The following is a 14149-nucleotide window of genomic DNA, read 5'->3' as shown; positions in this document are numbered from 1 at the left end:
CCCTTTCATGTGAAATATAAGTAAAACACGAAGTAACTCCCCAGCCATTTGACCAGCGACCTTCGCCTCGATTTGAGTCTGTACCAATAGCGCGACAGAGTTCAAAGCAGACTTATTTTTCATCACTTAGGATAAATTTATTGTCTTTTTTATAGTTTGGGTACAAAGCTGGAGGTGTTTTCCAAATAGTTAAAGAACCACTGGATGACAACGCCAAATTCGGGCACTAATACAGAATCCTTCCACCATTGGGCGTTAGGTGAGCCTGTAAAAGCATCCATAAAAAACAGCAGCGCACTGACAATCAACGCGCCCCTAATAGCACCGAAACACAGACCTAAAAGTCTGTCAGTGCCAGATAATCCGGTTTTAACCACTAATTGCCCAATGATGTAATTGATAAGGGCACCGAGTATTAATGTGGTGATAAAAAGAATGGCTATAGAAACGCCATTGCGCAGCATCTCATCGTTCATTTGTGTCAGATGGATGGCGAGGTCTTGGTAAAATTGACTGGCAACAAAGAAAGCAGCAAACCATACCACTAACGACATGGCTTCTTTGGCAAATCCACGGATCAGACTAATAAGAGTCGATAACCCGATAACGAAGATGATAGCGTAATCAATCCAAACCATTGAGATGGCTTTCCAGCATAGGCTTTAAGACGGCGCGATTCTACCAGAGACTGAAACGATTCTCACCCCTAGAGAGGTAAATAAATTATTTCAGCCTCGGCAGTTCTGCATTAAGATTCCAATGGATTAAAAGGCACAATCCGACCTTTTAAACGTGTCAGACTTTCAACTTCTTCTTGTATTTTCTTCAACTTAACTTCTGACACATCTGGCCCCACAAACACTTTAGTCAACACGCCATCCTTTGGTGTGTCTGGAATTGTGTACGCCTTGTAACCGCTTTTACGCAACTGCGCCACTAGCGCTTTCACATTGGCGGCATTACTAAATGCGCCCAGTTGCAGGGTAAGTCCGGGCTTTAATGAATCACGACTCACCACTTTTATGCCATCGTCTTTGGCAGGTTTTGCAGATTCAGTTTTCGCCGTTTCGGCCTTAGGCTTTTCAGCTTTTGCAACCGTGGTTGGTTTAACCTCTGGCTTTTTAGGTTCGGTTTTAGCTATCGCAGGCTTAGGTGCATCTTTTTTAGGTTCAGACTTTGCCGTTTCAGTTTTTGCCGTTTCCTTCAACTCAGCCTTGGCATCAGTTTGTACGGCCTGTGGCTTAAGTTGCTCCTTAGCCGCAGCTTGCACGGGTTCAGATGCAGATTCAGGTTTAGACTCTGGCTTAGCATCCGCGCCCACTGCCTGCGCTAATGTCGCCTCATCATTGGGAGAAGGCTCTTCTGGCATAACATCTTTGACATCCACTTCTTGCGCAGATAGCACTTCAAACGTGTCATCGGCATTTTTATGCGCTATCGCGGTAGGACGTAAGGGAATTTCGGCAAATTGCTCCTCTTGCCGCTCCTTCTTACCGTCTAAAATATCCGGCAAAAAAATCACCCCGAGGGCGACCAGCACCACAGTGCCGACTAATCGATTATGAAACTGGCTAGACAAAACGGTTATCCTGCTTAAAGAGAGACTTAAAACCTGCCACAGTGTAAAAGGAGCCAAACACAATTACCACATCATCGGGTTGAATTTGCGCTTTTAATGCCGTCCAAGCCGTGGCGATATCCTCGAATTCGAGGGCCTTAGTGTCTTGCGCTAAGGTTTGACGTAGCAAGCTGGCATTAGCGCCACGCTCGCCCTGTAAACTCACTAAGTACCAAGTGTCAATTAAGGGCGAAACCACAGGTAATACGCCGCCAATATCCTTATCCTTTAGCATACCGCACAGGGCAAACACTCGCTTACCCGCGACGATGGGCGTGAGTTGCTTGACTAAAAACCTTGCCGCATGGGGATTATGAGCCACATCGAGTAAAATCAGTGGCTGTTCGCTGACTTGCTCCAAACGTCCAGTTAAACGGGCGCTGCTGATGCCTTTGGCAATAATATCGGCAGCAATATGTGGCCAACCCTGTTCGACAATGGCAATCACTGTCGCAGCATTGGGTAATGGCAATGTGGGGAGACTAAGCTGTGTTAATTTAAGTACTTGCCCTTGATAGTCCCAAGTGTTGCCATTTTGCTGATAGGTAAATTCTGTCCCGACTCGATACAACTTGGCGCCTAGGTGTTGGGCGACATCATTGACGGTATGGGGCAAGTTTGGCTCGCCGACAATGGCAGGTTTTCCTTGGCGAAAAATCCCCGCCTTTTCGCGGCCAACCAGCTCACGGGTATTACCCAAATACGCCTCATGGTCTAAATCAACCGAGGTCACAACGCTGATATCAGCATCAATCATGTTAGTGGCATCTAAACGGCCGCCAAGACCGACTTCTAAGATCACCACATCCAGCTTGGCCGCTTTAAATAGGATTAAGCCCGCCAAGGTGGCATATTCGAAAAAGGTCAGCGAAATCTCGCCACGTGCCGCTTCAATCTGTTCAAAAGCAGCGACAAAGGCATCATCGCTAGCGTCCTGACCGTTGATGCGCACCCTTTCATTGTATTTGAGCATATGGGGCGAGCTGTAGACGCCCACCGTCAACCCTGATAAACACAGGATGTTCTCTAGCATGGCGCAGGTCGTGCCTTTACCATTGGTGCCAGCAACAGTGACAATTTGACTTGGCCCTAAATCCAATACATTAAGGCGCTCGGCAACCTTAGAAACCCGAGTTAATCCCATGTCGATTTCGGTTGGGTGAATCGATAATAAATACGCGAGCCATTGATCCAGTGGCGCGTTTGCTCCTGGCGCAACTAAGGCTGTCAATTCACTTGGGGCTATGGTCATCGGTTATTTCCTTCCTTCGAAACGCATTTAAGCTCTGCCACGATAAAAGCCATTAATCCAACATAAACAATGGCCCAAGCGCTAACTTTGGCAATTGATATTGCTCCGGATATGTCACATCCACAAGATAAAGTCCGTTCGGTTTAGCCGTTGCCGCGGCTTGATTTCTATCTTTTAGTGACAACAGATCCGCCATCCAAGTCAATGGCTGGTTGCCAAGCCCAATCTCCAGCAGCGAACCGACAATATTACGCACCATATGGTGCAAAAAGGCGTTGGCAGATATATCGACGATCACATACATGCCCTGACGCGTCACTTTAACGCTGTGTACATTGCGAAACGGGGTTTTAGATTGACATTGAATAGCACGAAAACTGGTAAAATCCTGCTCGCCGAGCAGCGCCTGCGCCGCAATATGCATTTTATCAACGTCGATATCACCATGATAATGGCTGACGCCGTGGCGTAGGATCCCTGGGCGAAGATTATGATTGTAAATCACATAGCGGTAACGTCTAGCCGTGGCCGAAAAGCGGGCATGGAAGCTCTCATCAACCTCTTTTACCCAGCGTACGGCAATATTATCGGGTAAATTGGCATTTACACCTAAGGTCCAGGCACCTTCGTTACGTACGGCGTTGGTATCAAAATGCACGACCTGCCCCGTTGCATGAACACCAGCATCGGTTCTTCCTGCACAAAACAAGCTAATGGGCTCGTTTGCTACCTTAGACAAGGCTTGTTCTAATTGCCCTTGTACTGAATCGACTTCGGCCTGACGCTGCCAACCAAAATAGCCACTGCCGTCATATTCAATACCTAATGCAATCCGCATCACACATCCTCACAATTAATTTAGCGGCGCATTTTATCACAGCAGCCCGTAAAAAAAACGGCGCTGTGAGCGCCGTTGATCGTTAACATTAAAGCTTAATGCTAGTTCAAACTTAGCCGATCTCTTTAAGTAAACGAGCAGCTTCGTCCTGTTGACGCTCATTACCATCAATTTGAACTTCACGGAGTAGCGCTTTGGCGCTGTCACTGTCATCGATTTCGATATAGGCACGGGCCAAATCGAGCTTAGCGTTAACAGAGTTCTCTTCATCGTCCACATCAATCATGGCTGCATCACCAATCAGGGCACCCACATCACTCATCTCCACATCCATTTCAGGATAGAGATCTGTCTCTGTGTTATCCTGCTCGGCGTCATTAAGCAGTTTTTCAATATCGATATAGCCATGTTCGTTTTGGAAATTAGTCAAATCATGCTCAGGTACAAACTTCTTCGACTGACGTGACTCCTGCGCATCTAGCGCTGCTAATGCTTCATCGACCGTGAGAGTATGCTCATCATCGAGAGCAAAGCTATCTTCTGGTGTTAATACCTCATCATCTTCAACTTCGGTATTGGCACTAAAAGCAGCAAGCACATTGTCGTCACTTAAATCGATATCGTCATCAGTATCTAAGTCCGCCCTGAAAGCAAACTCATGAGCGACATCCTCATCAACAATATCATCATCTTTGTCAGTGATAATCTCGAATGTAGGCTCGACCTTATCAATCGGTTCGTCTAAAACAAATTCCAGAGGTTGACGCGGGGAAACCGCCTTCGGATCGACAGCGATAGGATCCACGGGTGCAACAGGTTCGGATTTAGGACTGTCAGTTTGTGCGCTAGACGTAGGCGCAAAGTTAAGCTCAGTGTCCCAATCCAGTACATGGGGATCTTTACTCTTGTTAGCTTTTAAGTCGTTAAAGAAAGAAGCCTCTTTCTCTTTAACTTTTGCCGCTGCGGCAGCTGTCGCAGCCGTTAAAGCTGCTGTGGCGAGTACCGTATTATCCGCTTGATTATCAGCATCGAAACCGGTAAATGTTGGCTCAATTGCGATTTCGTTTGGATTATCATCTGGGCTCTTCGCAATCGTATCGCTAAGCTCAAAGGTATCATCCGTACCATCAATCGCATGGGCAGCACCGATGCCCTTGAGTAAGCCTTCATCCTCGAGCTTATCATCTGTTTCAGGGTAGGTGGTTTCGAGGTCGAAATTAAACTCATCCGCGTCGGCTTCAGCCTGCTCTGGCACATCAAATTCGGCGAGAAGAGATTCGAGATCATCATCTGCAGACGATAACTCTTCAGGTAATGCCGTTTCGAGCTCTGCTGCCAGCATATCGTGAGGGATGTCGGATTCATCGCTAGACGTTTGTTGTTCCGCCGAATCTTGGGCCTCAAAACCTGCGAGCAACTGGTCAAGATCATCATTGACTGGTAGGTCGGTGTTTAGTTCATCTTCCAATTCGGCAGCAATGGCTGCTGCAAGTGCAGGGTCATGCGCGGTTGGTGCATCCAAACCTGCGAGCAGAGAATCAATATCGTCGGATTCAATGACACCGATATCATTAAGTTCAGTATCTAATTCTGCGGCGATTTCATCGCTTAAATCAGGCTCTGGCGCTGCGGGTTTATCAAAATCTGCCAGTAACGCATCAATATCGTCGGTTTGCGCGACCCCTAGCTCTGCTAACTCATTATCTAATTCAGCAGCAATTTCATCGCTAAGATCGGATGCTGTAGCGGTGTTTTCCTTACCATAATCCGCTAATAATGCATCGAGGTCGTCCTCAGCCACTGGCTCAGATACCGAATCGGTCATTTCAGATTGATTAAACCCGGCGAGCAAGGCATCAATATCATCTTCAGCCGTTTCAGTTAACGCTATATTTTCAAGTTCATTATCTAATTCCGCAGCAAGCGATACGGTTAAATCTTGATCGGTATCTAACTCTGCTGCATCAACCACCTCTTGGTCGGCTGGAATATCAAATCCCGCTAATTCATCAAGGTTCTCATTAGTAGATGGCGCATCAGGCTCTTCGGAGCCAAGCCCTGCCAATAATGCATCAAGATCCTCTTCTTCGAGAATATTACCTGATTTGGGTTTTTCTTCCGCAAAGGCTTCCTCTTGGTCGCCCATGGCCTCAGCCCAGAGATCATCTAAGGATTGGCCTTCGTCCTCTTCAAATTGTGGTTCTGCCGCAGTGTTAACACCTGGGTCAATAAACATTTCAGAAGCGATGTCCATCTGCTCATGGCCATCGGTCATTTCATGCTCGGGTTGTAAACTCACGCTACCGACATCTAATAAGCTATCGATGGAATCGGCATGGTCAGTGTCTAAATGCACAGCCATATCGTCAAGATCATCGTCATCCATCGCCAGCACTGATGCTCCCGTTGCCACACCAGCAGCACCTGTCGCCATGGCTACCTGCTGGGCTGCTAACTCACGGCGTTCTTTATTACGCTTACGACGAAGCATCCAGAACACAAGCAGCAGTAGTAACAATGCAGGGACCACCGCTGCTGCAACCAATAGCAGCGGATTATTTATCAAGTTTCGCCATAGATCTTCAGGCTCAGTAGGTGTTTGCGGCTGCGCATCGGCATCTGATGGGGCTTGAGCAGCTTCCACCTCGGCCTTCAGTGCAAGATTTTGCTTTTTACTCGCCTGTAAGGTTTCCTCTAATACCGCAATTTGTTGGTTTAAATCCTCAATTTTGGCTTTAAGGGCTTCAACATCGGCATTTCTTACCGCGAGCTGATCTTGTGCTCTGGCTAACTCATCAGTTAAGGATAAATTTTTGCTCTCCGCGGCCTCAAGGCGAGTATTCACATCGGAACTCACCATTTTCGGCGCAGCGGGTGGCGTCGCAACGGCATCCGTTTTAGCAACTTCGGTCTTAGCCGCTTCGGGTTTAACATCGACTTTAGGTTGAGGCTCTACCTTAGGTTTATTTTCAACTACAGGAGTAACAACAGTCGGTTTAGATACTGGTTTAGTCGCCGCTTTGGCGGTATTACGGACTTGCTTATCGCTGCGTTCGGCGCGAGCAATCGCTACACTATTAGGAATGGATAACATCACTTCTTTCGAAGGGATCAGCAAAATCATGCCACGTTCGAGGCTATTGTAACTGTCGGAGTTAAACGCATGGGGGTTGGCATCAAATACTGCAGCCATGACTTGATAAACACTGACACTGGCATCGGGACGGACTTTTTGCGCAATACTCCAGAAAGTATCTTTAGCGGTCGTTGGTCCATATTGATGATTGACCTGACGGATTTGTCCATCTGGTCCCATGATTTTTAAAGGTTTTATTTTGGGAGTATCGGCAGCTATCGCAGGATCAATAAAAGAGGTCGTGGAAAAAACAGCTAAAACGGTGGCCATCAGGCCCACAAGATACGAAGTGCGAAATTTCATCAATCCTTCCCTTTGAAGCGCTATTTAAGTTATCTCGCTGATAACAGGCTTTAGGCAATTGTATTTATTGAGATTACTATAAACTAGAAATCCCAGCCCTGCTACTGTTCACAATTGTAAAACAAAAAAAGCCTGCTGGCAGCAGGCTTTTTCATTGGGCATCAATTGCTACTTAAGACTTAGTAATAATCTCTCACTAAAATCTCGGCAATTTGCACACTGTTTAAGGCTGCGCCTTTACGAATATTGTCCGACACTACCCAAAGGTTAATACCGTGAGAATGGGAGATATCCTTACGCACACGGCCCACATAAACAGGATCGGTACCCGCTGCATGGGTCACAGCCGTTGGATATTCGTCATCGGATTCGAACAATACCACTCCTTCGGCATTACGCAGTAAAGCTTTAATATCTTCTGCATCGGCGACTTGACGCGTTTCGATATGTACGGCTTCTGAGTGACCATAGAATACCGGCACGCGCACAGCAGTCGCGTTAACGAGAATGTCATCGTCGCCAAAAATCTTCTGGGTTTCCCAGACCATTTTCATTTCTTCTTTGGTGTAGCCGTTGTCCATAAATTTATCAATTTGCGGCAATACGTTAAACGCGATTTGCTTTGGATAAACTTCAGCGTCAGCAGGCAGACCTTGCAGCAGCTTAGTGCATTGTTTTGCCAGTTCTTCAATCGCTTTTTTACCCGTACCAGAGACAGATTGATAAGTCGCCACGTTAATACGACTGATGCCATAAGTGTCGTAAATCGGTTTTAGAGCCACCAGCATTTGGATGGTCGAGCAGTTCGGGTTGGCAATAATATTACGGTTGCGGAAATCAGCAATCGCATGGGGGTTAACTTCAGGCACAACCAATGGAATATCAATGTCATAACGGAAGTGAGAGGTGTTATCGATCACCACACAACCCGCTTCAGCTGCGATAGGCGCCCACTTGGCCGAGACATCACCACCGGCAGAGAAGAAGCCTAATTGCGCTTGGCTCCAATCGAAGGTTTCGACGTCCAAAATGGTAACTTGTTTGCCATGGAAGCTGACCGTTTCACCGGCGCTACGGCTACTGGCTAAAGGATATAAGTTCGCAACCGGGAAGTTACGCTCTTCGAGGATCTCAATCATTGTTTGACCCACTGCACCCGATGCACCTAAAACGACAACATTAAATTCCTGCGACATAATTACCGACCGACTCCTGAAAAACCTAAATTGGACAACCAATCTACCTCAGATTGGCCGTGATAAGCCAGCGCCAATGCACTAAATTCGCGTCTATGTTTGTGATTTTTTCTCATAGTGTCGAAGCCATTCGACCTTGCAAAGCCATTTCGGAATACGGCATCGTCATCACGCAGGTCGTAGACGAATCTTGCGAGCTGTAATAGGGCTTTTTCATCGGGGACTTGTTCGAGTTCAACCGCCTTAAAATGAAATGGAGGCAATAGCTCGGATAAGCGTTTAGTGGCCGGAATGGCTAACAACTCACACAATTTTTGGTACAGCATAAAAGTGCCACGAGCCTTACCTTCTAAGCTGTAACCGGCGATATGTGGGGTGGCAAACTCAGCAAAAGGCACCAACTCCGGCATGGGATTTGGCTCCCCTTCCCATACATCGAGCACCAATTTAAGATCATCCCTTTGCTGCTTAACCTTAATTAAGGCTTGATTATCAATTACATCACCGCGGCAACAGTTCACCAACCACGTATTAGGTTTAAGACTCATTAGGCGCGATTCATCGAATAAATGCAGTGTCTTATGCTCGCCAGTGCGAGTGATGGGCACATGTAGGCTGATGATATCCGCTTCAAGTAATAGGGTATCAAGGCTCACAAAATGACGGGGATCGCCCTCGGCCGCTTTGATGGGGTCATTGAGTAATACCTTAATGCCGTAGGCTTCGAGGCATTTGGCCGTCGCGCTACCAGTATTGCCCGCGCCGACAATCCCCACGACTTTGCCCTTGAGCGGCGAGTTAAACCGCGCCGCCAGTTCTAACATCGCAATAAAGGCAAACTCCCCGACTGCGGTCGCATTACAGCCGGGCGCATTCGAAAAGGGAATGCCACGCCCAGCAAGGTAGGCCAGATCCACATGATCAGTCCCTATAGTTGCGCTGCCGACAAACTTAAGTTTTGGATTGGCATCTAACAGTGCGGCATTGACTCGGGTGACAGAGCGCACCAGCAGCACATCGGCATCTTGCACCTGCTCAGGCGTTAGCGTGCGGCCATTGACTGGAATTATCTCGCCTAACGCCCCAAATAAGGGTTCGACATAGGGCATATTTTCATCGACAACAATCTTCATGGGGACCTTTCTGATAAAAATGGGCTAGAGAGTGAGTAGCCAAGGATTCTAGCAAGACTCTGATCATAAACCCAATCCCTGAGTCGCATTGCTCAATTTTAGCTAATAAAAAAGGAAGCCGAAGCTTCCTTTTTTAACAAAAATAATAGTTTACTTATATTTGCGCATCACTAACGTTGCGTTAGTGCCACCAAAACCAAAGCTGTTGCTCATAACAGTGTTTAGCTCTGCATCGCGGTATTCACGCACGATTGGCATGTCCTTCGCAGCTTCATCTAAGTTATCGATGTTGATGCTTGGGGCAATAAAGCTGTTTTCCATCATGATTAAGCTGTAAATCGCTTCATGTACGCCTGCGGCGCCTAATGCATGACCCGTCATAGACTTAGTCGATGCAATCGGTGGACACTTGTCTTTAAAGACTTCACGTAGTGCTTCTAATTCACGCACGTCACCTACTGGAGTAGATGTACCGTGGGTGTTGATATAGTCAATTGGTGTGTCCACATCGGCCAGTGCCATTTGCATACAACGCACCGCACCTTCGCCAGACGGAGCCACCATATCGTAACCGTCTGATGATGCACCATAACCAATCACTTCAGCATAAATCTTCGCGCCACGAGCCAGAGCGTGCTCTAACTCTTCAACGATTAAGATACCGCCACCGCCAGAGATAACGAAACCATCACGGTCAGCATCATAGGTGCGAGAGGCTTTTTCTGGAGTGGCATTGTATTTAGTCGATAGCGCGCCCATCGCATCAAAGCCCATGGTCAGTGTCCAATCCACTTCTTCCGAACCGCCCGCAAACACCATATCTTGCTTACCCATTTGGATAAGTTCAACGGCGTGACCGATACAGTGAGCACTGGTCGCACAGGCTGAACTGATTGAGTAGTTCATACCTTTAATTTTGAAGGGTGTCGCTAAACAAGCGCTGGCCGTGCTCGACATAATGCGTGGCACGATATAAGGACCCACGCGTTTTACGCCTTTTTCGCGTAGAATATCAGCCGCTTGCACTTGGTTAGAAGACGAAGCGCCGCCTGTACCCACAATCAACCCTACGCGAGGATCTGAATATTGCTCTTCAGTTAACTGAGCATCCTTAATGGCTTCTTGCATTGCAATGTAAGCATATGCCGCAGCATCGCCCATAAAACGCAGCGCTTTACGGTCAATCAGCTCTGAAGGATCTAATTTGATATTGCCCCATACATGACTGCGTAGTTGCATTTCTTCAAACTGAGCGGAATGTGTAATACCACTACGGCCCGCTTTAAGTGACTCAGTCACTTCTTGCTTGTTATTACCGATACTTGAAACAACACCCATTCCGGTGATCACGACTCTTTTCATTTTATTGCTATCCATTGTGTACATGTCAGTACCTACTTTTTGCTGAGCCAATAGTATCTGTTTTGCTTCAATTAAGTGGTCAGCTTTCCATAAAGGCGGGTAAAATAATGCCTAATATGAGACCGAGAGTATATTTCTTTGACTGCTAAGCCCCAAAAATCTTACCAATTTAAGCGTGATTACCCGCAACTAATCAACCTTTATCCCCCATGCGCATTGACTACTGCACAGTCTCTGGACAATTTTACTCTCCTTCAACTCTCTCGCTTACCGACGCAATCAACTCAGCTCATTCAGGGCTTGCACGTCATGGGGCAATGGGGATTAGGCGATGGACTCGAGCTACTCTCTTTACTGCATCACTGGCAAACGCATACTCAACCTCAAGGCAAAACGCGTCTGTTAGTCAAAGTGTTTGAGCCCAATCCCATTAACGATTACGAACTTAAATTACTTTGGGATCAATCGCAAAGTTTAATTTCCAAGCCTCATTTACAACCCATTGCCAATGCCATACTTAAGGCAAAGCCTGCGCGCATTATAGGGTGCCAGAGATTAATTTTTGATGACGGCCTAATCACAGTCGATTTGCATTTTGGCGATCTGAACACAGCAGTTAGCCAACTCCCCCACAGTACTTCTCATCCCATTCAGCAATGGCTGGTTTTACCGCATTTACCTGCGCAGCTAAATGGTAAGCAGCTCTGGCAAATGGCGCGCTTGAGTGCGGATGATGCCCTACTGATTGGGCTTAATCTTAGTGAAACAGCGCAACACCTTGCCCACAGTTGCGGCTTTAGCACGCTTGACGTCAGCCAAGACGCTCTCAATGAAAATACCTGCGACTCACTGCGAAGCCAGATTATCAGCGACAATATTCTGATCCATGAGCGTAAATTGCTGCGTCAACAAGCCGATACCGTTCAGGCATTTACCCCAAAACCTTCGGCACTCGCCACTAAAGAGCAGCCAATTGCCATCATAGGCGGCGGACTCGCGTCAGCACATCTGATGCTATCACTCGCCGAACGAGGCCAAAGTAGCATATTGTTTTGTAAGGATAATGAGTTAGGCCAAGGCGCATCTGGTAATCGCCAAGGGGCGATCTATCCCCTACTCACGCCAGAAAATGATGAACTTAGCCGTTTTTTCCAACAGGCGTTTCTATTCAGTCGCCGCCGAATCGAGGCGCTGAGTCTTGCATCAACGATGGGCACGAACGGAACATCTGGCGTGACACCAATTTCCCATGATTTTTGTGGTGTGCTGCAAACGGGTCATGATGAGCGCAGCCAACAACGGCTCGATAAAATCATCCAAAGCCAAGACTGGCCAGTGGAAATCGCCTACGCCGTAGATGCGAATGAAGCCAACGAAATAGCTCAAATAGGGATTGATAAGGCTGGATTTTTCTATCCTCTTGGAGGCTGGGTATGCCCATTTGAATACGCCAAGGCGGCGGTAGATAAGGCCTCTCAACTTGCCCATGTGCAGTGCCATTTCAATACCGACATCACCGAAATCAAGTGTGATACAAATGCTTGGTATCTCCACACTCAAGGCCAACGTTTTGGACCATACAGCCAACTCGTACTCGCCAATGGCGCGCAACTCACCCAATTTTCGGCCAGTGAGCGGTTACAGATAAGTCCGTTTCGCGGCCAAGTGAGCCACGTCCCCGCCCAATTTAAGCTGAGCCAACTGGCGACAGTGTTATGCGCCAACGGTTACCTCACGCCGAGTCATCAAGGCTTGCATTGCCTCGGCGCCAGCTACGTAAAAGCAGCAGAGCACCTCGATTTTTGCCCGCAGGAGCAACGGGAAAACCTGGGGAAAATGCAAGAAAGCTACCCCAATCAAGCCTGGGTTGACGATATCGACATCAGCGGCAATAGCGCCCGAGTTGGCGTGCGCATGGTAACGCGGGATCATTTCCCTATGATGGGCTGCGCGCCCGATGTGGCTGAAATATTGGCGCGCTATGAACAGCATCAACTCAATCAGCAGCAGGCCGAACAAAGCAAGCATTATTGGCAAACAACCCAGGCTCCGATCCTCGATGGCCTTTATATCCTAGGTGGTTTAGGGTCGCGGGGGCTAAGTTCAGGGCCGTTGGCGGCCGAATGCTTAGCGGCACAATTAACCGGTGAGCCGCTTCCACTGGATTGGCCAACCTTAAATAAACTCAACCCAAATCGGATGTGGTTACGCAAATTACTAAAGGGTAAAGCACTTTAGTAAAGTGCGGCCTGAGTGAAAACTAGTTGATTAAAACAAAGGCTTATCATTGAATGCTAATCAGGCTTGCATCTAATCGCACCAGTGATTGGCAGCCCAAAACAAAAAAGGATTAAGCAGTGCTTAATTCTTTTTGTATTTAGACTGAGCATTAACTATTAAGCGTTAACCCTAGAGCGAAGTACCCTGCTTAGTCGTTTTTACTCGAGTGCGATTATTGTTGTCGCGACTTTGACGGATCAAGGCATCACCATCGAACTCGGTTTGAGCTGATACTTGCTCACGATGGGCTTTCGCTAATCTATCGTACAGCAGCACATTGACCGACGCAGCCAGATTCATACAGCCTACAGTCGGCACATACACCACGGCATCCGCTCTATCGATAATCTCTTGGCCAATGGTGCCATCCTCAGGGCCAAACACATAAAAGGCTTTCTCGGGATGCACAAACTCCGGCAAAGGCGTCGCCCCTAGGACTAAATCCACGCACACCAGTTTCGTGTCAGAGGGGAGCGCATCGAGTAAGGAGGCCACTCCAGTCAATGGAATCCGCTCGGCGGCGCTCTGCGTATCGGCGTTATATTGCTGCGGCCCACGGGCGGCATATTCATAGCGTTTACCCGTGTAAAACACCGCATCGACACCATAACACCCCGAAGCGCGCATAATGCCGCCTACGTTCGTCGGAGTTTTCGGATTGACTAGACCGATATAAACCGCTTGCTGCCCCTCAGGTTCAGCCATGGCATCAACCGAAGTCGTCGTGGATATACTCATTAATTAGGCCGCTAAATGACTAACAATCTTGCCATGTAATTGTGTCCAAGCCGCTTCCACTAATGCAAAATCGGCATCATTTAATTCTTGGCGCGCCAGTGCTAAACAGTCGGTCATTTTTTCAAGTAAGGCTTCTAACGTGCTCTCGCCTTCGTCTTCGAGTTGCGATAACACCACCGCCACATGGCCTTGCAGATAACCGCAGGCAAATAAGGCGTCGTCATCACCATGGCTTACGACAGACTCAATCCACTGTTCTAGTGCTTCTTCATACTGCTCTAACATCGGGTCAA

At 47.7% G+C, this 14149-nt stretch carries 11 protein-coding genes; 1 reads left to right on the top strand and 10 read right to left on the bottom strand.

What is annotated here, in order from left to right; genetic code table 11:
- Positions 1 to 149 precede the first annotated feature (149 nt).
- From IEY09_RS09990 to fabB, 8 genes are all read right to left on the bottom strand, one after another.
- Positions 150 to 638 (bottom strand): CvpA family protein, encoded by a 489-nt coding sequence (locus tag IEY09_RS09990; protein WP_011072963.1) that lies wholly within the window; start codon positions 636 to 638, stop codon positions 150 to 152.
- Between the two features lie 110 nt (positions 639 to 748).
- Complete coding sequence (locus IEY09_RS09985; RefSeq protein WP_188870920.1) at positions 749 to 1579, bottom strand: SPOR domain-containing protein; 831 nt, start codon at positions 1577 to 1579, stop codon at positions 749 to 751.
- Positions 1572 to 2870, bottom strand: coding sequence for a bifunctional tetrahydrofolate synthase/dihydrofolate synthase (gene folC, locus IEY09_RS09980; protein ID WP_188870919.1), 1299 nt, complete (start codon positions 2868 to 2870; stop codon positions 1572 to 1574). The genes IEY09_RS09985 and folC overlap by 8 nt, the downstream gene beginning before the upstream one ends.
- Positions 2871 to 2922: 52 nt before the next feature.
- Positions 2923 to 3708, bottom strand: coding sequence for a tRNA pseudouridine(38-40) synthase TruA (gene truA, locus IEY09_RS09975; RefSeq protein WP_037420111.1), 786 nt, complete (start codon positions 3706 to 3708; stop codon positions 2923 to 2925).
- 112 nt (positions 3709 to 3820) lie between these two features.
- Positions 3821 to 7147, bottom strand: coding sequence for a FimV/HubP family polar landmark protein (locus IEY09_RS09970; protein WP_188870917.1), 3327 nt, complete (start codon positions 7145 to 7147; stop codon positions 3821 to 3823).
- A gap of 179 nt (positions 7148 to 7326) precedes the next feature.
- Positions 7327 to 8343, bottom strand: a complete 1017-nt coding sequence (locus tag IEY09_RS09965; RefSeq protein ID WP_055648755.1) for an aspartate-semialdehyde dehydrogenase — start codon at positions 8341 to 8343, stop codon at positions 7327 to 7329.
- Between the two features lie 2 nt (positions 8344 to 8345).
- Complete coding sequence (locus tag IEY09_RS09960; RefSeq protein ID WP_037430081.1) at positions 8346 to 9476, bottom strand: 4-phosphoerythronate dehydrogenase; 1131 nt, start codon at positions 9474 to 9476, stop codon at positions 8346 to 8348.
- Positions 9477 to 9626: 150 nt separating this feature from the next.
- Entirely contained in the window at positions 9627 to 10838 is a 1212-nt protein-coding gene (gene fabB, locus IEY09_RS09955) for a beta-ketoacyl-ACP synthase I (protein WP_037420122.1), read from the bottom strand.
- Positions 10839 to 10976: 138 nt separating this feature from the next.
- Here fabB and mnmC1 point away from each other — a divergent pair, with 138 nt between their 5' ends.
- Positions 10977 to 13076, top strand: coding sequence for an FAD-dependent 5-carboxymethylaminomethyl-2-thiouridine(34) oxidoreductase MnmC1 (gene mnmC1, locus IEY09_RS09950; RefSeq protein ID WP_188870915.1), 2100 nt, complete (start codon positions 10977 to 10979; stop codon positions 13074 to 13076).
- Between the two features lie 171 nt (positions 13077 to 13247).
- Here mnmC1 and IEY09_RS09945 read toward each other — a convergent pair whose 3' ends face one another.
- Both IEY09_RS09945 and IEY09_RS09940 read right to left on the bottom strand, forming a co-directional pair.
- Positions 13248 to 13856, bottom strand: coding sequence for an RNA methyltransferase (locus IEY09_RS09945; RefSeq protein ID WP_047536570.1), 609 nt, complete (start codon positions 13854 to 13856; stop codon positions 13248 to 13250).
- A 3-nt stretch (positions 13857 to 13859) separates the two neighbouring features.
- On the bottom strand, positions 13860 to 14141 hold the full coding sequence (locus tag IEY09_RS09940) for a YfcL family protein (protein ID WP_011622202.1): 282 nt from the start codon (positions 14139 to 14141) through the stop codon (positions 13860 to 13862).
- Positions 14142 to 14149: the final 8 nt, after the last annotated feature.

Origin of the sequence: Shewanella xiamenensis (genome assembly GCF_014647135.1) — a bacterium.
GTDB classification, from domain to species: domain Bacteria; phylum Pseudomonadota; class Gammaproteobacteria; order Enterobacterales; family Shewanellaceae; genus Shewanella; species Shewanella xiamenensis.
This window is presented reverse-complemented; position numbering and strand designations above follow the sequence as displayed.